20 protein-coding genes are annotated in these 18264 nt (G+C 48.5%); 15 read left to right on the top strand and 5 right to left on the bottom strand.

Features of this window, described 5'->3' with window-relative positions:
* The first annotated feature begins 22 nt into the window (after positions 1-22).
* The 5 genes from KJS94_RS16190 to KJS94_RS16170 all read left to right on the top strand — a co-directional run bounded on the left by KJS94_RS16190 (position 23) and on the right by KJS94_RS16170 (position 4951).
* A complete protein-coding gene (locus KJS94_RS16190; protein ID WP_214448395.1) occupies positions 23-787 on the top strand; it encodes a hypothetical protein in 765 nt (254 codons plus the stop codon).
* Positions 788-792: 5 nt separating this feature from the next.
* A complete protein-coding gene (locus tag KJS94_RS16185) occupies positions 793-1473 on the top strand; it encodes a lysoplasmalogenase (protein ID WP_214448396.1) in 681 nt (226 codons plus the stop codon).
* 22 nt (positions 1474-1495) lie between these two features.
* Positions 1496-3097, top strand: coding sequence for an L-aspartate oxidase (nadB, locus tag KJS94_RS16180; protein ID WP_214448397.1), 1602 nt, complete (start codon positions 1496-1498; stop codon positions 3095-3097).
* A gap of 87 nt (positions 3098-3184) precedes the next feature.
* Positions 3185-4111, top strand: coding sequence for a lysophospholipid acyltransferase family protein (locus tag KJS94_RS16175; protein WP_214448398.1), 927 nt, complete (start codon positions 3185-3187; stop codon positions 4109-4111).
* A gap of 174 nt (positions 4112-4285) precedes the next feature.
* Positions 4286-4951, top strand: coding sequence for a response regulator transcription factor (locus tag KJS94_RS16170; RefSeq protein ID WP_214448399.1), 666 nt, complete (start codon positions 4286-4288; stop codon positions 4949-4951).
* A gap of 103 nt (positions 4952-5054) precedes the next feature.
* On the opposite strand, the gene KJS94_RS16165 is transcribed toward KJS94_RS16170, so the two are convergent.
* The 4 genes from KJS94_RS16165 to KJS94_RS16150 form a co-directional block, all read right to left on the bottom strand.
* A complete protein-coding gene (locus tag KJS94_RS16165) occupies positions 5055-6461 on the bottom strand; it encodes an MBL fold metallo-hydrolase (protein ID WP_214448400.1) in 1407 nt (468 codons plus the stop codon).
* A gap of 210 nt (positions 6462-6671) precedes the next feature.
* Positions 6672-7013: an ArsR/SmtB family transcription factor gene (locus KJS94_RS16160; RefSeq protein ID WP_214448401.1), complete on the bottom strand. Its 342-nt coding sequence runs from the start codon at positions 7011-7013 to the stop codon at positions 6672-6674.
* A 109-nt stretch (positions 7014-7122) separates the two neighbouring features.
* On the bottom strand, positions 7123-7797 hold the full coding sequence (gene tsaB / locus KJS94_RS16155; RefSeq protein ID WP_214448402.1) for a tRNA (adenosine(37)-N6)-threonylcarbamoyltransferase complex dimerization subunit type 1 TsaB: 675 nt from the start codon (positions 7795-7797) through the stop codon (positions 7123-7125).
* Position 7798: 1 nt separating this feature from the next.
* The gene (locus KJS94_RS16150; RefSeq protein WP_214448403.1) at positions 7799-8434 is read right to left on the bottom strand and encodes a 3-hydroxyacyl-CoA dehydrogenase family protein; all 636 of its coding nucleotides are present in this window, start codon (positions 8432-8434) and stop codon (positions 7799-7801) included.
* Positions 8435-8498: 64 nt separating this feature from the next.
* On the opposite strand from KJS94_RS16150, the gene KJS94_RS16145 reads away from it, so the two are divergent.
* Positions 8499-8882, top strand: a complete 384-nt coding sequence (locus KJS94_RS16145; RefSeq protein WP_214448404.1) for a RidA family protein — start codon at positions 8499-8501, stop codon at positions 8880-8882.
* 98 nt (positions 8883-8980) lie between these two features.
* Here the strand turns inward: KJS94_RS16145 and kbl are convergent, their stop codons facing one another.
* The gene (kbl, locus tag KJS94_RS16140) at positions 8981-10168 is read right to left on the bottom strand and encodes a glycine C-acetyltransferase (protein ID WP_214448405.1); all 1188 of its coding nucleotides are present in this window, start codon (positions 10166-10168) and stop codon (positions 8981-8983) included.
* A 157-nt stretch (positions 10169-10325) separates the two neighbouring features.
* Between kbl and KJS94_RS16135 the strand changes: the two genes are divergently transcribed.
* From KJS94_RS16135 to KJS94_RS16095, 9 genes are all read left to right on the top strand, one after another.
* A complete protein-coding gene (locus KJS94_RS16135) occupies positions 10326-10550 on the top strand; it encodes a hypothetical protein (RefSeq protein WP_214448406.1) in 225 nt (74 codons plus the stop codon).
* Between the two features lie 134 nt (positions 10551-10684).
* Positions 10685-11170 (top strand): RNA polymerase sigma factor, encoded by a 486-nt coding sequence (locus tag KJS94_RS16130; RefSeq protein WP_214448407.1) that lies wholly within the window; start codon positions 10685-10687, stop codon positions 11168-11170.
* A gap of 24 nt (positions 11171-11194) precedes the next feature.
* On the top strand, positions 11195-12274 hold the full coding sequence (locus KJS94_RS16125; protein ID WP_214448408.1) for an anti-sigma factor: 1080 nt from the start codon (positions 11195-11197) through the stop codon (positions 12272-12274).
* Positions 12275-12300: 26 nt separating this feature from the next.
* Positions 12301-13137 (top strand): outer membrane beta-barrel protein, encoded by an 837-nt coding sequence (locus KJS94_RS16120; protein WP_214448409.1) that lies wholly within the window; start codon positions 12301-12303, stop codon positions 13135-13137.
* 160 nt (positions 13138-13297) lie between these two features.
* Positions 13298-13705 carry a DUF4332 domain-containing protein gene (locus KJS94_RS16115; protein WP_214448410.1) on the top strand — a complete coding sequence of 136 codons (408 nt, stop codon included), beginning with the start codon at positions 13298-13300 and terminating at the stop codon, positions 13703-13705.
* A gap of 39 nt (positions 13706-13744) precedes the next feature.
* On the top strand, positions 13745-14236 hold the full coding sequence (locus tag KJS94_RS16110) for a BON domain-containing protein (RefSeq protein ID WP_239804196.1): 492 nt from the start codon (positions 13745-13747) through the stop codon (positions 14234-14236).
* 10 nt (positions 14237-14246) lie between these two features.
* Positions 14247-14621, top strand: a complete 375-nt coding sequence (locus KJS94_RS16105) for a LysM peptidoglycan-binding domain-containing protein (RefSeq protein ID WP_214448411.1) — start codon at positions 14247-14249, stop codon at positions 14619-14621.
* A gap of 175 nt (positions 14622-14796) precedes the next feature.
* Positions 14797-15354 (top strand): L,D-transpeptidase family protein, encoded by a 558-nt coding sequence (locus tag KJS94_RS16100; RefSeq protein WP_214448412.1) that lies wholly within the window; start codon positions 14797-14799, stop codon positions 15352-15354.
* Positions 15355-16057: 703 nt separating this feature from the next.
* Positions 16058-18220, top strand: coding sequence for a T9SS type A sorting domain-containing protein (locus tag KJS94_RS16095; RefSeq protein WP_214448413.1), 2163 nt, complete (start codon positions 16058-16060; stop codon positions 18218-18220).
* Positions 18221-18264 lie beyond the last annotated feature (44 nt).

Below are 18264 nucleotides of genomic sequence, written 5' to 3'. Positions count from 1 at the left end.
TGACAAGACTACAATTGCGATTATGAAACACCTGAAGATTTTTATCGGGGCGCTGGTGGCCCTGTTCTTTGTCTCCTGCCTGGAGATCAGTGAAGAAGTGGAACTGAAACCTGATGGTTCCGGACAGATCACTGTCGACACTGACATGAGCAAGATGATAGAAATGTTGAAATCATTCGCCTCTGAAGAAGACCTGAAAAAAGAAGGAATGGAAAAATCCATGGACACTACCATCATGATGAGGTCCTACCTGGATACGGCAAGCGATGTAAGCCCTGAAACAAAGGAACTGATGCGCGATGGGGTACTGAACATGAAAATGAACATGCAGGAGAATATCTTTAAGTTGAACATGAAAGTTCCATTTAAAAATGCCGCGCAGGTGAATAAGCTCATGGAGGCCATGAACCAGAACAATTTCATGAATAACGCATTCAAGGGACTTGGTGGCGGTGCGAATGGCCAGGGTGGAGGGGAAAGCTCCGGGATCGACAAACTTGGAAGCGTGTACGATGTTAAGCTTACAGACAGCAGGTACAGCCGTACCCTCAATAAAGCGCGTTACGATAGCCTGATGGCTGATCCCAAACTGGCCGAGGTAAAAGGTATGCTGGGCATGATGGATGAGATGATGTATACGCTTACGGTGAAAACCCCCAGGCCGGTAAAATCTGTCAGCAACCCTAAGGCTGTCATTGCCGACAATAAAAGATCAGTAACGCTGAAAGGGGGATTGATGCAAGCTATTGACAGTCCCCAGAACCTTGAATTGGTTATCGAATATTGATCCATATGAAAGTAAAAGGCTGGCTCTATCTTTTTGGGATTACCCTGGTCGTTCATCTTGTAGCCATAGCAACCGATAGCACACTGGTTCGGTTCATAACCAAACCACTGCTCCTGGCATTCCTGATGGCTTATTTCATAGCTGCCAACAAGCAGTCTCCCCTGCTGAGGAACTGGGTCCTTTTAGGCCTCTTCTTTTCCTGGCTGGGCGATATCTTTTTGATGAACGAAGGGGATAAATTCTTTCTGGCCGGCCTTTCTTCTTTTCTCATCGCTCATATCCTCTACATCATTTTCTTTCTTCGGGTGCGCAAGCAGGTTAGTCCTGCGAAGCCATGGAATATCATTGTATTGGTGGCGCTCAGCCTCTATGTAGGCATCTTCTATTTCTTCCTGGCCAAAGGACTCAATGAATCCATGAAGGTACCGGTCTTCGTCTATGCGCTCACGATAGCCACCATGCTGGCTTGCAGCCTTCATGCATTTGGCAGGGACTGGAACAAAACGGCCTTGTATTGCGGACTAGGCGCAGCATTGTTCGTATTATCAGACAGTGTCCTGGCCATCAACCAATTCCTAACGCCATTCAAAGGTGCCGGCCTGGCCATCATGGCCAGTTATGCCCTGGCCCAGTATTTTATCGCCACAGGTACAACACAATGGCTCACTACCGGGCATAAGCCCTAATTTTGCTGACTTATTGCAGCACATGATACAAACCGACTTTCTGGTGATCGGTTCGGGTGTAGCCGGACTGACCTATGCCGTGAAAATGGCCGAAAGGTTCCCTGACAGGAAGATCATTGTCGTGACCAAGGCCACAGCAGATGAAACCAATACCAAATACGCCCAGGGTGGTATCGCGGGTGTAACCAATTTCGAGACGGACAGTTTCGAAAAGCATATCAACGATACGCTCATTGCCGGTGATGGACTTTGCAATGACCAGGTGGTGGAGATCGTAGTGAAGGAGGGTGTGGACAGGATCAGCGAACTCATCCAATGGGGCGCTCAGTTCGATAAGGATGGCCAGGGTGAATATGCCTTAGGCAAGGAAGGCGGACACAGCGAATACCGCATCCTGCACCATAAGGACGTAACCGGCCAGGAGATCGAAAGAGCGCTCATCGCCAAAGTGCAGCAATTTCCCAATATTGAGTTCATCAAGCATTGGTTTGTGCTGGATCTCATCACCCAGCACCACCTGGGTTACCTGGTGACCAAATCAACTCCCGACATCCAGTGTTATGGGGTGTATGCCCTGAATACAGAAACCAACCAGATCGAAAAGATCCTTGCCAAAGTAACCCTGTTGGCTACAGGGGGCAATGGCCAGATCTATCGCACCACCACCAATCCATCCATTGCTACAGGTGATGGGGTGGCCATGGTATACAGGGCAAAGGGAAGGATCGAGAACATGGAGTTCATCCAGTTCCATCCGACAGCCTTGTATGAGCCCGGTACAGGTGGCCAGGCCTTCCTGATCACGGAGGCTGTAAGGGGTGATGGCGGCATCCTCCGGAACAAGTTCGGCGAAGCCTTTATGGAGCGCTATGATGAACGCAAGGACCTTGCCCCCCGTGATATTGTGGCCAGGGCAATTGACAGTGAGATGAAGATCACGGGTACAGAATATGTGTACCTCGACTGCAGGCATATGGGCAAGGAAAAGTTCATCCATCATTTCCCTAACATCTACGAAAAATGCCTGTCGATAGGTATCGACATTACCCAGCACATGATACCGGTGGCACCAGCGGCCCACTACAGCTGTGGCGGGGTGAAGACCGATGAATGGGGAAGGACCAGTATCCTTAACCTTTATGCCGCGGGCGAATGCGCATCCACCGGTTTACATGGCGCCAACCGATTAGCCTCCAATTCATTGCTGGAAGCCATGGTCTTTGGCCACCGTGCCTACCAGGATGCCATGGAAAAGGTGGACAGGATCTCCATTCCTGCCAATATCCCGGATTGGAATGCAGCCGGCACCACACAACCCAGGGAAATGATCCTGATCACCCAAAGCCTGAAGGAACTGCAATTGCTGATGAGTGACTATGTAGGTATTGTCCGCACGGATGTCCGCCTGGGCAGGGCCATGAAAAGGCTAGACCTGCTTTGGGAAGAAACAGAAGAACTCTACCACAAGAGTACTGTATCGCCCCAGCTTTGCGAGTTGCGCAATATGATCACAGTAGCTTACCTGGTAGTGAAGGGCGCCCAGTTCCGCAAGGAAAGCAGGGGACTTCATTTTAACACGGATTACCCGGGCAAGAGCGAGTTGATACAAAACATTGTATTATAGGACCAGGGAAAAGGGGTGTTTTTCTCCCACCCCTTTTATTGGAAATACCATTGTCCCCATCATACATTTGCTGAAGAACCGAAGAATATGTACTACCTCATTTACGGCTTCCTTTACCTGCTTTCCCTGCTCCCCATGTGGGCGCTTTACTTATTGGGGGATTTCGTTTACCTGGTACTGTACAAGATCTTCGGTTACAGGAAGAAGGTAGTGCTCCAAAACCTGTCCGTAGCCTTTCCTGAAAAAACGACTGAGGAAAAGAATAGGATCGCGGCAAAGTTCTACCGCAACTTTGTGGATACTTTTATTGAGACCATCAAACTTTTTTCTGCAAGTGAGGCCTTCCTGAAGAAAAGGGTCCAGGGTGATTTTGAAGTATTCAACCAGCTCTATGAAAGAGGAAGTAAGGCACAGGTACACCTTGGTCATAACTTTAACTGGGAAATGGGTAATGTTGCCTTTAACCTGTACAGTCCATTCCCTTTGTTAGCGGTGTATATGCCATTGAGCAACAAAACAATGGATAGGGTGTTCCGGAAGATGCGGGCAAGATCGGGCACGATCCTCCTGCCGGCCACCGATATGGCAAGGGCATTCCTGCCTTACCGCGAAACCCAATACCTGCTGGGACTCGTTGCAGACCAGGTGCCGGGTAATCCGGAAAAAGCTTATTGGCTGAACTTCTTTGGCAAACCCGCCCCATTTGTGTTGGGTCCGGAAAGGGGAGCAAGACAAAACAACCTACCCATAATTTTTGTCCATATCACCAAAAAGAAGCGCGGACACTACTACGTCCATGCGCATATTGAAACAGAACGCCCACTCGAATTGGAGGAAGGTGAACTGACCAGGCGGTACCGTGACTATCTGGAGACCGTGATCCGTCGCCATCCCGACATGTGGCTCTGGAGCCATAGGCGCTGGAAAAAAGAATGGAAAGACCGCTATCGACACCTTTGGATCGATACATCCCCTGCCCCTGCAGCAGCTACCGGGCAGACAAATCCTGTATAAAACACCCGGCAATCTTGACTTTATAAGGTATTTGTGTTATTTTAAAGTTCTACCCATTAATTCCTCCCAAACCTTTCCTAATGGTAGGCTAGTCAACTGGTAACCCCTACCATTATACGATTTTATCAGCCCACGATCCATGCCCTCTATTATTCATCCAAAAACCATTGGATCATGAAAGAAGTAACCAAGGTGGTCATTGTGGAGGACCATACGCTGATGAGAAAGGGATTGGTAACACTGGTGGAAAGTTTCTCAGATTACGAGATCATGTTTGATGCCAGGGATGGGGAGGAACTCATGAATAAACTTTCACCCAATAACCTACCCGACCTGGTTTTGCTGGATATCAACATGCCTAACATGGATGGCTATGCCACTGCAAGCTGGATTAACAGGCATTTCCCGGATGTAAAATTGCTGGCAGTTTCCATGTATGATACGGAGGCCGCGATCATTCGCATGTTCAAGGCTGGCGTGAAAGGGTATATCATGAAATACTGCGAACCAACAGACCTGAAACACGCCATGGATGCCCTTATCCAGAAAGGGTATTATTACTCCGAAGTGGTAACGGGCAAACTGATCCATACCATCAATATGGAAGAAGAGGAATCCGGTTATTTCCCCAGCAATCCCCTCAACAAGTTGAGTGACCGGGAAATGGAGTTCCTGCAATATGCCTGTACTGAAATGACCTATAAGGAAATTGCATCGGCCATGTACCTGAGTCCGAGGACCATTGACGGTTATCGCGATGCGCTTTTTGAAAAACTGAAACTGAAAACAAGGGTAGGCCTTGTCACTTTCGCCATCAGGAATGGCATAGTAATGATGTGAACAGGTGAGGTGCAATAATAATGATCAGGCGGCCAGGGGTACAGATGGCAATAGGATTTCCATCCATACGCTTGCCCACCTGATCAATTGAACAATTCGATCATTAATTGAGTACAGCGCCTTCCTTCTCTACCGGAATGCCCTTTTGCTCCTTAATGGCATTCCAACCACCCACAATATTGCGCAGGTTATGGAAGCCCTGACGCTTGAGCAGGGAAGCTGCGATCACACTGCGGTAGCCACCGGCGCAATGCACATAAACATTGTGCTCTTCATCTATCGTGGAGAGGGACGCAGGGTCATTCATTTCCGCCAGTGGGATATTGACAGCACCAACAATGTGGCCATCACCAAATTCCGCCGGCTTGCGCACATCCAGTAACAGGAGTTTATCATCATGTGGAAGGTCCATGGCGAGTTCATCCGCCTCAACATCAATTACCAGGTCGAAGGCTTCACCAGCCTTTCGCCAGGCTTCATAGCCTCCTTCCAAATATCCGATCACATTCTCGAAACCAACCCTGGTCAATCGTATCAATGATTCCTTCTCCTTTCCTTCTTCTGTTACCAGCACTATTGGCTGGTTGAAGGGAAGCAGGCTTCCTGCCCATTCCGCAAACCTGCCCTCCAGCCCTATACTGATCGCACTGGGAATAAAGCCTTCAGTAAATACATGGGATGGCCTTGTATCCAGTAGGACAATGCCATCTTTCCCCAATAATTCCTTAAGGGAGGCAACACTAATGGGCTGCATACCCTTTTCCATTACCTTATCCAATTCGGTATATCCTTCTTTATTGATGCGGGCATTGATGGGAAAATATTGAGGCGGGGCAGATAACCCATCAGTAACCGCTTTGATGAAACCTTCCTTGTCTTGCTGCTTTAAAGCGTAGTTGCTGGCCTTCTGCTCACCAATGGTACTGAAAGTTTGCGGACCAAGGTTCTTACCGCAACTGCTTCCCGGCCCATGAGCAGGATATACCAGGACCTGGTCAGGCAGTGTTGCCAGTTTCAGGTGCAGGGAATCATACAGTAAACCAGCCAACTCTTCCTTGCTGAGGCTCCCGCTGAAAAGGTCCGGGCGACCAACATCACCAACGAACAAGGTATCCCCGGTGAACACGGCATGGGGTGCCCCCTTTTCGTCCCTTAGCAGGTAACAGGATGACTCCAATGTATGGCCGGGAGTATGCATCACTTCTATGGTCAGCTTCCCGAGTTGAAACTGCTGACCATCCCTGGCTACCGTAACCGGGAAAGCGGTTTGGGTTCCCGGTCCGTAAATGATAGGCGCGCCGGTGATCTTCGATAGGTCGAGATGACCACTGATGAAATCAGCATGGAAATGGGTTTCGAAAATGTATTTGATACTGGCCTTCCTTTCCGCAGCAAGGTTCAGGTAGGCCTCTACATCCCTTAGGGGATCGATGATCGCCACTTCACCATCACTTTCGATATAATAGGCCGCCTCACTCAGGCAATTGGTATATAACTGTTGGATGTACATAGTCTGTAAGATTCCGGGCAAAATTAATGGATAGTCAGGGCCCAACCTACGCTAAAGCTTCGGCGGATACATCCTCCTTCGCTGAAGCTTTTGCAAATGCAATACTCCAGCGCTGAAGCTTTTTTTAAAATAAAATCCGCCTGCGCTAAAGCTTTGGCGGATGAAAAAGGCTGCCACCATGGTGACAGCCTTGAAATACATTGGGAACAATTAGCTGATAATGTCTTCCACGCAACGACTGATCTCAGCAATGCGGGGCTCATTCAGGCGATAGTAAATGAATTTACCATCGCGCTCGGTCTTCACAATACCCGCCCTGCGCAAAATAGCGAGGTGCTGGGAAGCGACAGATTGCTCGAGGCGTAACCTAACATAGATTTCGGTTACAGTGAGCTTCTCGTTCTCTTCCAGCAACTTCATGATCTGCTGGCGAAGTTTGTGATTAAGAGCCCGCAGCGTTAATGCTGCCTTCTTTACATGTAAGAAATCAACTTTCATTTCGGGGCCTTCTACCTCGTTGATCTTGAGGTAATTTCCTGCTACTGTGTTCATGTCTGAAAATTGGATTTTAGAGTCCTTTAAATTCAGTGAGCCTTGACCTTGCATAACACATGCAAATAAGTCAATATGCAAATTTACATTTCAAAAATTAAAATACCTATCATTTTGCTTTTGCAGTGGTATAAAAAGCTTTCAGGTAATTGGGTTCGGCATAGGCCAAATCTGAAAACCTTTGCCTGGCGTGCATTTCAGCGGACAGCCCTACAAGACTCTGAGGGTTTACACTTAGATAAAGAAAGCTGGCATGTACACTTTTTAACAAGTCCTTATATTTCCGGGAACCGGAACCAAAAAATGCCACGGAATCCTTTTCCAGCCACTGCCCGAAGCTATTCTCCTGCAGGATGATGGCTGAAGGTGGCATCAAAGCATTGAGTTGGCGGTCAAAAACAGCGGTAAAAACCTCCATCCTGCGGGCATCGATCATGGGGCACAAATAGGTTTGCCCTACCCCCTGTTGGAGGGCATCATAGGCCATCAGCTCCAGGCTGTCCAAACTGATCAGTGGGCAACCCAATACATAACAAAGCCCTTTAGCAGTGGCCATTCCCACCCTGATCCCGGTATAGGAACCAGGACCGGCCACCGTACTGATAGCATGGATATCCTTAAAAGATTTTCCATTGGCTGCCAACAAGTCCCCGATCTGACGATGGATCCATACCGCATGGTCCTGTTGTTGCGCATTTTCGGCTGAAGCCAAAAGAACAGGGCCTTCGGCCAGGGCAACCATTGCTCTTTCCTGGGAGGTATCTATAGAAAGGATAAGGGCCATCTTAACTATGGGATTGGGTTAGGAGACTGGGTGCTGGTTGGTAGCGCTCATGGATGGCAGTTAGCTGATGCAGCAAGCTAATGACCCGGCCGTGTCCGATGAGTCCGGCCCATTCAAAAGGCCCAAAGGGGTAATTGGTACCCAATTTCATGGCAATATCGATATCCCCTGCTGAGCTAACACCTTCGCCCAGTGCATGGTAGGCTTCGTTGATGATGCTGCAAACGATCCTTGCCCTTACCAGTCCGGGCTGGTCCGGCACTTCCATGAGTTTCAGGCCGGCGAGGTCGGCAAACTCCTTTACCACCGCAGGTAACTGATCCTCATCGGTACAGCACTCCAGCAAACCGGTCTGTTCAAAACCGGTCCAGCCATTATAACGGACGAAGCCATGAAGTTCCGAACAGGTGTATTCCACACAATTGACCATTACTGTCGCGGGTAACAAGCCCTCCAGCGCTTCAATCCGTTGGGGAGAATACTCGAAACGGGTATCTATAAAGAGACCTGCTCCTGACTGCAGCCAGGAATCCCAATCGTCATAAAACTCCACATGGATGGTTTCCGGGTAGGTACGGGAGAATAGTCCTTTTGAAGGATCGCCAAGGATGGCTACATATATCGGCATTGGCTGCATTCGCCAAAATTACAAACTGTTGGGGAAGACATCCGTCTTCGCGCATATCCATTATTTTTGGGTCATGGAAAAAACAATCATTACGACTAGTGGCGCACCGGCACCCATCGGGCCTTACAGCCAGGCGGTGAAGGCCGGCAATATGCTTTTCATTTCCGGGCAAGTGCCCATCAATCCCGCAACAGGTACCATCGAAGCCACCGATGTGGCAGGGGAAGCGGAACAGGTGATGAAGAACCTGGAAGCCGTCCTGGCCGAAGCAGGATATGGTTTTGCCGATGTGGTAAAGACGACCATTTTCCTTACTGATATGAGCTTGTTTGGAACCGTGAACGAGGTATATGGAAAATATTTCAGCGGAAACTACCCTGCGCGTGAAACCGTTGCCGTTAAAGGCCTTCCAAGGAATGTGAACGTAGAGATCAGCATGATCGCAGTAAAAGGCTAAGGGAAAGGCTGAACAATAATTATTGTCTCGAATTCAAAAGGGGAACGCTGCAAGCGCTCCCCTTTTAGTATCTGTTTGACCGATCTTTGTTCTGTTCATCACTTTATCACCCCAAGCTCCTTACCTACCTTGGCAAAAGCAGCGATGGCCTGGTCGAGATGGTGCTGCTCATGCGCTGCACTCAACTGCACCCTTATACGGGCCTGGCCCTTGGCTACCACTGGATAGAAGAAGCCGATCACATAAACGCCTTCTTCCAGCAGCCTGGCAGCAAACTGCTGGGCCACTGTAGCCTCATACAACATGATCGGGACGATGGGATGGTCACCGGGCTTGATATCAAAACCAGCCTCGGTCATGTGTTTCCTGAAATAGCGGGTATTGAATTCCAGCTTATCACGCAACTCGGTGGTCTGGCTCAGCATATCCAGCACAGCAATAGACCCCCCCACAATAGCAGGGGCTACGGTATTACTGAAAAGGTAAGGCCGACTGCGTTGGCGCAACATTTCAATGATCTCCTTGCGGCCACTGGTGAAACCACCGGATGCTCCGCCCAGGGCCTTGCCCAGCGTACCGGTAATGATATCGATGCGGCCCATTACCCCCCTGTATTCGTGGGTGCCGCGGCCGGTCTTGCCAAGGAAGCCGGATGAATGGCATTCATCTATCATTACAATGGCATCGTACTGGTCGGCCAGGTCACATATCTTGTCCAGCTGGGCAATAGTTCCGTCCATGCTGAAGGAACCATCGGTAACAATGATCCTGCTCCTGGCACCGGATGCATCCTTCAGCTTCTGCTCCAGGTCCGCCATATCATTATGCTTATAACGGAAACGCTGGGCTTTGCAAAGCCTTATCCCATCAATGATGGACGCGTGGTTCAGCTCATCGGAAATAATGGCGTCCTGCTCATTGAACAAGGGTTCGAATACCCCGCCATTGGCATCGAAAGCAGCAGCATAAAGAATGGTGTCCTCGGTTCCCAGGAACTCCGCCAGTTTTTGCTCCAGTTCTTTGTGGATATCCTGGGTGCCGCAGATAAAGCGGACACTACTCATTCCATAACCATGGGTATCAATGGCTTTATGCGCAGCCTCAATTACCCTGGGATGCGAAGAGAGGCCGAGGTAGTTATTGGCGCAGAAGTTCAACACTTTCTTCCCATTAACCATGATTTCAGGCCCCTGCTCACTGGTGATCACACGCTCCGACTTGAAGAGGCCGCCGGCCTTGATATCTTCCAGTTCGGCAGCAATGCGTTGTACAAATTTCTCGTTCATCGGCAAGAATTTTAGTCGGCAAAAATAAGGAAGAATAACAGCTGTTAGTCTGGCAGGGCAACCGTTTGACCCTAATTTATTTAAGCATTTTTAACGTTTGGCAGGCAACCCCTGTAACCAAAGCGCAGTACTTTGCGTCATATTCCAAAACCGACTTATGAAGTTCAGGCAAATTTTCAGCGGACTGGCCCTTTCCTCGCTCCTTCTACTGGGTGCAGCAGTGGTCCATTCCCGCCAGACAACCGGGAGCACTACCGTTCCCCAAAAAAAATGCTGTGAACGCCAGAAGGCCTGTCCCGAGCAAAAGCGGACAGTTCCCCCTATGGAAGAGTCGATCATCTGGGAGACCATGTCCGACAACTTGTTGTCTGCCAGGTTATAAGACAAATACTTACCTTTATAAACAGAATACCAGCCCTATAGGCTGGTATTTTTTTTGGGCAGCTTGTAACATTTCCGGGAACAGACCGTATAACTATTACAACCAGCCTATAAAAATTCAAGCATTCACTGCTTATGACAGAGAAAGAATACAATGAATGTGTGCGACTATACGCGGATAACGTTTATCGCTTCATCCTGAAAAACCTCAGGCATGAAGAGGATGCCCGCGATGTGGTACAGAGCGCATTCGAGAAGATGTGGCAACGCCGGGAAGAGGTAGACTATGACAAATCCAAAAGCTACCTGTTCACTGTAGCCTATCACCAGATGATCGACCACCTCAGGAAGGTGAAGCGGATCACCCTGAAGGACGAATTCAGTGAACAGGTGGCGATCTCCCATAAGCCGGTCAATAACCTCAAAAAGGTATTGGAAGAAGCGCTGTCGAGATTGAGTGAAACGCAAAGGAGCCTGGTGCTGCTGAAGGATTATGAAGGCTATTCCTATAAAGAGATCGGGCAGATCACCGGTCTGAGCGAAAGCCAGGTAAAAGTTTACCTGCACCGGGCAAGGATCCAATTGAAGAACTACCTTGTGAAACCCGAGAATGTGCTGTGAGCAGTTACCCTAAAATGAAAGATCATGAACATTAACCGCCATAATTACGAAGAATTTTTCCTGCTGTACATCGACAATGAGTTGTCCGATGAGCAAAAAGCAGCAGTGGAGGCCTTTGTAGAGCAGAACCCCGATCTCCGGCAGGAACTGGAGATGTTCAAGGGTGCCGTCCTGCCCAGCGACCATGAAGCGGAATTCCTTGACAAGGAGATTCTTTTCCGTACCCAGGACCAGGACAGCCTGGTCAACCCGACCAATTATGAATCATGGTTTGTTCAATATGCCGATGACGAATTGAACAACGAACAAAAAGCAGCTACAGAAGAGTTCGTGTATGCACATCCTGAATACCAGGCGGAATTTGAACTGATCCAGTCGGCAAAGCTAAGCCCGGATATGGGCATCACTTTCCCGGATAAGGCCAGGCTTTATCGTTCCGAAAATGAACGCAAACCGGTAATCGGTATCTGGGTGCGCTATATGGCTGCGGCTGTGGTACTCCTGGTGGCAGGCCTGCTTTGGCTGAAGCCCGGTAATAATGACCAAACCAATGATGGGGCTTTGGTAACCATTACAGAAGAAACCCCTGGCCAAACAACCAGCCCGGTTACCAAACAGCCAACAGAAGAAGGCACTGTGAACAAGGAAGAAAATATTTTGGCAGGTAAGAGTAACCTAAATGGGCCTACTAACGTTACACAACAAACGAACACTAAGGAAAACAGGAAGGAAATTGTAACATATGCACCACAGCAACAGCTGCTCGCCAACAACGATCACGCAAAGGAAATGCAGGCGAAGGGTATGGAGGAAGTGAAGGACGCCACAGTAGAACCAATCGTTGGAGATGTTGCGGTTAACGAGAAGCCAAACAGGAATCCTGACCAGCCTGTATATGTAGAAACCAACAACACCCCCAATGTGGTGTATGTAAACAATGCAGCGGACGACGATTATATCTATGTGTCTAACACCAATATCAGTAAGAAGACCCCATTACGTGGCATATTCCGGAAAGCCGGCAGGTTCATCGACCACAATAACCCACTTTCCACTGAGCGTAAAAAAGGCGGTGTGTTCACTGCCAGCAAAGAAGCAGAATAATCACTTATCATAAGAAAAATTAGGCTATGCTAAAGAAGACTACACTCTTGGCCCTGGTATGTTTTGCCGCTACGATAGGCAGGGCCCAGACAGACACCACCCAGGTAACACCCCCAGCAGGCGATACCATGCGAATTGGCAATATCATCATCCTGAAGAATGGTGGACCGAACCGCGGCAGCGATATCAATGTCAACATTTACAAAAAGGGCAGCCAGAAGTCCTCCAATGTTACCACCAATTGGTTGTTGTTCGACTTCGGCTTCAATAACTATGTTGACAATACCAATTATGGATCGGCAGCAGCCCAGGCATTTGCCCCGGGAAGTAATGAGAATTGGTTCAACCTTCGCAACAGCAAATCCGTGAACGTGAACATCTGGTTCTTCATGCAGCGCTTGAACCTGATCAACCACGTGGTCAACCTGAAATATGGTCTCGGACTGGAACTGTATAACTTCCGCTATGAAGAAAATATCCGGTTCACCAAAAACCCGCCATCCGTTTACAAGGACGAGGAGATCCAATACAGCAAGAACAAACTGGCCACTGATTACGTGACTGTCCCCTTGATGCTGAACTTCAATTTCACCCCCAACAAACCCAATGACCGTTCCTTCGGACTGAGCGTGGGCGTGAGCGGAAGCTATCTCTACTCGTCCCGCCAGAAATATGTAAGTGATGAGACCGGGAAGGATAAGACCAAGGGCAACCTGGGACTGAACGACTGGAAACTGGCCTATATCGGCGAAGTGCAACTGGGACCGGTGAAACTTTATGGCTCCTATGCCACAAGGAGCATGTTCAAGGACGGCCTCGACCAAACACCCTACGCAGTGGGGTTAAGGATCGGCAACTGGTAAGCAGCCATGAATCCCCATAACAAGGTCACCCGAAAGGGTGGCCTTTTTTATTGCCCCCCTGATCCCCGGTCGTAGTTGCCACATTATATTAAAATTAATTTTCATTCAATAATGCTTTCCATAAGGCATTATTGTAAATTGAATAAAATTTTTCCTGAATATGAATTACCCTGTTATCGACATTGAAGGAATTGGCGAGACCTATGCCCACAAACTGGAAAAATTAGGCATCAAAACGACCACTGACCTGCTGGTGAAGGCAGGAACCAAGGCGGGGAGGGAAGTATTGGCAGCATCAACGAAGATCCCGGAATCCCTGATCCTGACCTGGGTGAACCATGCCGACCTGTTCCGCATCAACGGGGTAGCAGGGCAGACAGCAGAATTGCTGGAGGCGGCCGGGGTGGACAGTGTGAAGGAATTAGCCACCAGGAACGCAGAGAACCTCCATACCAGGCTCCAGGAGGTAAACAACCAGTTTGGCCTGAGTGGCAAAGTGCCATCTGTTGATGCATTAAAGGATATGATCAGGCATGCTGCAGGCCTCGAACAAAAAGTTTTCCATTAACACAGCATAACCATTAACCAAATCCAAAAACAAACAAGTATGCGACGGATCAACAAGACATGGGCCCTATGGCTAATCATGGCCATTATGGTCGGCTTTCTTGGCTGTAAGCCCAAGGACAGCGACATCGAGAAAAGCATTGCTACCGCAATTGCCTCCTATCCTGGAGTGAGTGTCACTGTAAAGGACGGGGTAGCCACCCTAACCGGGGAAGCGGCTGATGAGGCCACCCGTGCAGCCATTGAAGCTGCTGCCAAGGCAGTAAAAGGAGTCAAATCAGTATCGAATAGCCTGACCCTTCCACCCCCACCGCCCCCTCCCGCACCAGTTGTTATCAACCCCGATGAAGCCCTCCAGAAATCCGTAGGCGACCTGTTAACCGGTAGCACTTATTCAAAGGTGAAGGCCGACATCAAGGAAGGTGTGGTAACCCTTACGGGTGAGATCAAAAAGGCAGACCTGCCCGGCCTGATCCAGAAGCTCAATGAAATGAAGCCTAAGAAAGTGGAAAACAAATTAGTCATCAAATAAAAGCAGCACTATGGCACTACAGGGTAAATACAAGGCAGTAATGGATGCAGCCAATGCGGGCGGAGTGACCAACCTTCAAGTGAGGGAGCAGGATGGTGTTCTTTATGTGGACGGAGTGGCACCCAGTGCTGCTGTAAAAGAACAGGTATGGCAGGCCTATGAATCAGCCAACCCCGATTTCAGGGACAGCGACATGGTACTGAATATTGCCCTGGCGGAAGGGGCGGAGGAAATCTATACAGTGAAGGCCGGCGATAACCTCACCACCATCGCCAAAAAGTTCCCCGGCCTCAGCTGGCGGGATATTTATGAAGCCAATACCGACAGGATCAAGAATCCTGACCATATCCAGGTCGGATGGGAATTAAAGATCCCAAGAAAATAATGATTATCAATTTATTAACAAGGTCCTGCCAGTTTTGGCAGGACTTTTTCATTTTCTATCCACATACAAAATAAGCGGCTGTGGATTGCGTTAATGAGGACGTATCCGACCCCTTAAAAGCTAAACCTGGATGAAACCCGATTATCCGGATGAGGTCTTTTAAAAAATGAAAACCATGAAAATTAAGCGCTTATCCCTACCACTGTTGCTTTTACTCAGTGCCGGCCTATTTTCATTTTCCGGCCACCATTACCGATCCATCAGGAAGAACCGATTCAATTCGGAACTGAACGGCAAGCCTAGGATAGAGATCGACAAAACCGATTACGAACTCAGTATTTTTGATGATGATGGCTGGTATGCCACTTACCCGGTAGTCTTTGGCAACAAAAGCCTGGACGATAAAATGGTAGAAGGCGACCGGAAGACCCCGGAGGGGGACTATAAGATCGTGTCCAAACGCCCTCATGAAAAGTGGGGACAGATCATGCTGATCGACTACCCTACCGCCGCTGATTATGCCAAGTTCAATGAAAGGAAGCGGAAAGGGCTGATCCCCAAAAATGCCAGGATCGGCAACGGCATTGGCATCCATGGCACCTGGCAAAGGGATGATATGGCTGTGGATTACTTCCAGAACTGGACCAATGGCTGCATCAGCCTCAAAAGAAGTGAGATGGAAGAGCTCTATAAGATGATCCCGATCGGGACCAGGGTGAGTATCCGAAAGTAACCCATCACATTAATTATTAACATTATATCGAATTTTTCCGGCCATATGCTTGCATATGGCTATTTTTGTGGTATCTTAGGAACAGATATCCTTTAGCCTATCCATTATTCTGGTTGGAAAACTGCCTATCCAATCCTACCTGATTACCACCTGTATATCAGGCTTTTTCATTTGTATATATACCAAACCAGATACCATGAGAAGAATTCTCCATTTCTTTGTCCTATTTTTCTTGTCTACCCTAGTTGCACAAGCTCAACCCTTGTATTGGGTGGCTCCCGGTGCTACCGGAAACTTTAATGCTCCCGCTAACTGGTCTAATACTCCTGGTGGAGCAGGTGGCGCAGGTATTCCAAGTGTCACTAGGGCAGCAATTTTTGACGGCACCAGTGACGCGAATTGTAACTTAAATATTCCTTTCGTTAATCTACAGGCGCTAACTATTCAAGCTGGTTACACTGGCACTATCATTCAAAACAATAGCATACTGTTTGTAAATAATGCCACCGCGATTGATGGGGGAACGATTACAGCCACAGGAGGATCTTCCATATTTAATGGGTCTTTCACCATGAGCGCTGGTGTGTTAAACTTGGGATCAGGGTCGCACAGCCTTTTAGGTGTCTCTACCATTACAGGAGGCACAATTAATGCTGCAGGATCTATTCAGATAGATGCCAACTTTAATTTAAGTGCTCCTGCCGTGTTCAATCCTGGCACTAGTTCAGTTACCTTTAATGGGCTAAATAATACAACCATTAATATCAATGGGGGAGGCAACGGCACTATTTCCTTTTATGATGTGATACTGGACAAGCCGAATTCGCCAGGTGGAGACAACATGAATATTGCTGCAGGAGATCAGGTCACTGTACTCAATAATCTTACACTTACCAATGGCACATTGGGAACTGGTACTGGTATATTGCAGGTGAATGGAAACATAGATATTCAAACAGGCTTTTTAGGAGCACTCGTTGACCTTATTATTGGCGGAAATGGCAATTCGATCATCAATGTTGACGCTCCATTTAAACAGGCTGGAAACGGGAATATCACCATAAATAAAGCCAACGCAGCCAGCACGGTTTCCTTCGTAACCAATCTGCCTTCCAACAATATTGTATTAGGACCTTCAACTACAGCCGGAGCTCTAACCATCAATAGCGGGCTTGTTAACTTCCCGGACAATGACAACTTCCTCCTGAATTTTGTGAATTTCTCTGTTAACGCCCCCGGTGCATATAATGCCGGGACCGGAACAGTAACCTTGGAAAGGAACAACGCCCAAACCATTTCCATCAATGGGCCATTGACCACTGGCACCCTCAATTTCACCAATTTGGTGGTAAACAATACCTCAGGAGGTGGCAACGTCAATCTTGAGATCGGTGATGCAATTGTTGTAAGTAACAATCTTACCATAAGTGCCGGAAGATTTAATACCCCAGGTGGTTCCGCTATAAATAACTCTACTATTCAGGTAGGTGGAAATATCACTTTGAATGCAGCCGCTACCGCGACGACAGCTGCGATCAGGCTGCTGTTCATTGGCGGCAATAACCAATCAGTATCCCTTGCGGCTGGCACGGAAAGCCACTTCAATGGCCCAATAGAAGTGACCAAGTCAGGAGGCAATATTACCTTGTTAAGCCCCATGATAGTTGACCAGGGAGGCCAGACTTTTACCTTTGCTTCAGGAATCATCAATTCCACAACGCAAAACTATCTTCAGTTTGGCCAGAACACAACCTGGTCGGGGGCCAGCAATACCAGCCATGTTAACGGTCCGGTTCGTAAGAGTGGTACAACAGCCTTCACCTTTCCTGTGGGCAACGGAGTCTACCTTGGCGCCATCCACATGAGTGGAAATACAGGGTTCAATGATCCCCTGATTGCCGCCAGGACCTATCAGGCCACCTATATCAGGCAGAACCCCCAGGATAACTGGCCTAATACCAACCAGCCACCCACATTTGGAAACCCTCCTCAACTTATTACCATCAGCACTTGTGAATACTGGCTTTTGGATGAACAGGATAATATCATCCCTCCTTCTTCTACAGACCCCACTATTCCCTACACATGGCTTTCATATGATAATGTACGCAGTTGTGGGGTTACTGATGCTACCTTCATTGGGGTGATGGGTTGGCTGGGCAGCGCCCGCTGGAACAATTTCGCCAATGGTGGATTGACTACCGTAAATGGTATCAATTATGTTCGTTCCAATGTAAGGACCTTCAATGTGCTGGAAAACTTCCAGGCACCAGTCTTTACACTAGGCACGGTTCGTCCTGACCTCAACCCGCTGCCTGTTCGTTGGTTGAGTTTCAATGGACGTTATTTCAACAGTGGTGTTGACCTGAGCTGGAGCACTGCTGCAGAACTGAATAACGACAAGTTCACTGTTGAGCGTTCTGCTGATGGTGTTAGCTTCAGCGCTATTGGCGAAGTGAAGGGTCGCGGCAACTCCAACGTTAATGCTACTTATGCTTTCAGGGACCAGAAACCCTTGAATGGCGTAAGCTACTACCGTATCCGCCAGACCGATTTGGATGGCAAGGAGTCTTACAGCGATGTCATCAAGATAACCATCTCCAATGGTAATGCAGGCGGCTTCAGGGTATTCCCGAACCCATTGAATGGCAATGCCCAATTGGTACTGGAAAATACTGCATGGACCAACAAGAAGGTTACGGTTACCGTGTTTAACGCGCTTGGCGCCATTGTTCGCCAGGAGCAGGTAACTTTCGGAGCGGATAGCCGCGCAAGGCTCGACCTGAGCAACCTACAGGGTGGTTCCTATTTTATCCGCACCCAGTTCAACAACCAAAAAGAGGTCCTGCCTTTTGTGATCCAATAAGAAGGACTTCACCTAATAAAAAAAGCCCCGGCACCATGGTGCCA

The sequence above is a fragment of the Flavihumibacter rivuli genome, assembly GCF_018595685.2.
Classification (GTDB): Bacteria; Bacteroidota; Bacteroidia; order Chitinophagales; family Chitinophagaceae; genus Flavihumibacter; species Flavihumibacter rivuli.
This window is presented reverse-complemented; position numbering and strand designations above follow the sequence as displayed.

Bases quoted from the DNA above. Each gene is read 5' to 3' on its own strand.
- kbl (WP_214448405.1), bottom strand. From the start codon at position 10,168: ATGAACGAGAAATTTGTACAACGCATTGCTGCCGAACTGGAAGATATC.
- nadB (WP_214448397.1), top strand. From the start codon at position 1,496: ATGATACAAACCGACTTTCTGGTGATCGGTTCGGGTGTAGCCGGACTG.
- KJS94_RS16160 (WP_214448401.1), bottom strand. From the start codon at position 7,013: ATGAACACAGTAGCAGGAAATTACCTCAAGATCAACGAGGTAGAAGGC.
- KJS94_RS16165 (WP_214448400.1), bottom strand. From the start codon at position 6,461: ATGTACATCCAACAGTTATATACCAATTGCCTGAGTGAGGCGGCCTAT.
- KJS94_RS16125 (WP_214448408.1), top strand. From the start codon at position 11,195: ATGAACATTAACCGCCATAATTACGAAGAATTTTTCCTGCTGTACATC.
- KJS94_RS16105 (WP_214448411.1), top strand. From the start codon at position 14,247: ATGGCACTACAGGGTAAATACAAGGCAGTAATGGATGCAGCCAATGCG.
- tsaB (WP_214448402.1), bottom strand. From the start codon at position 7,797: ATGGCCCTTATCCTTTCTATAGATACCTCCCAGGAAAGAGCAATGGTT.
- KJS94_RS16100 (WP_214448412.1), top strand. From the start codon at position 14,797: ATGAAAATTAAGCGCTTATCCCTACCACTGTTGCTTTTACTCAGTGCC.
- KJS94_RS16145 (WP_214448404.1), top strand. From the start codon at position 8,499: ATGGAAAAAACAATCATTACGACTAGTGGCGCACCGGCACCCATCGGG.
- KJS94_RS16130 (WP_214448407.1), top strand. From the start codon at position 10,685: ATGACAGAGAAAGAATACAATGAATGTGTGCGACTATACGCGGATAAC.
- KJS94_RS16115 (WP_214448410.1), top strand. From the start codon at position 13,298: ATGAATTACCCTGTTATCGACATTGAAGGAATTGGCGAGACCTATGCC.
- KJS94_RS16135 (WP_214448406.1), top strand. From the start codon at position 10,326: ATGAAGTTCAGGCAAATTTTCAGCGGACTGGCCCTTTCCTCGCTCCTT.
- KJS94_RS16110 (WP_239804196.1), top strand. From the start codon at position 13,745: ATGCGACGGATCAACAAGACATGGGCCCTATGGCTAATCATGGCCATT.
- KJS94_RS16175 (WP_214448398.1), top strand. From the start codon at position 3,185: ATGTACTACCTCATTTACGGCTTCCTTTACCTGCTTTCCCTGCTCCCC.
- KJS94_RS16190 (WP_214448395.1), top strand. From the start codon at position 23: ATGAAACACCTGAAGATTTTTATCGGGGCGCTGGTGGCCCTGTTCTTT.
- KJS94_RS16170 (WP_214448399.1), top strand. From the start codon at position 4,286: ATGAAAGAAGTAACCAAGGTGGTCATTGTGGAGGACCATACGCTGATG.
- KJS94_RS16150 (WP_214448403.1), bottom strand. From the start codon at position 8,434: ATGCAGCCAATGCCGATATATGTAGCCATCCTTGGCGATCCTTCAAAA.
- KJS94_RS16120 (WP_214448409.1), top strand. From the start codon at position 12,301: ATGCTAAAGAAGACTACACTCTTGGCCCTGGTATGTTTTGCCGCTACG.
- KJS94_RS16185 (WP_214448396.1), top strand. From the start codon at position 793: ATGAAAGTAAAAGGCTGGCTCTATCTTTTTGGGATTACCCTGGTCGTT.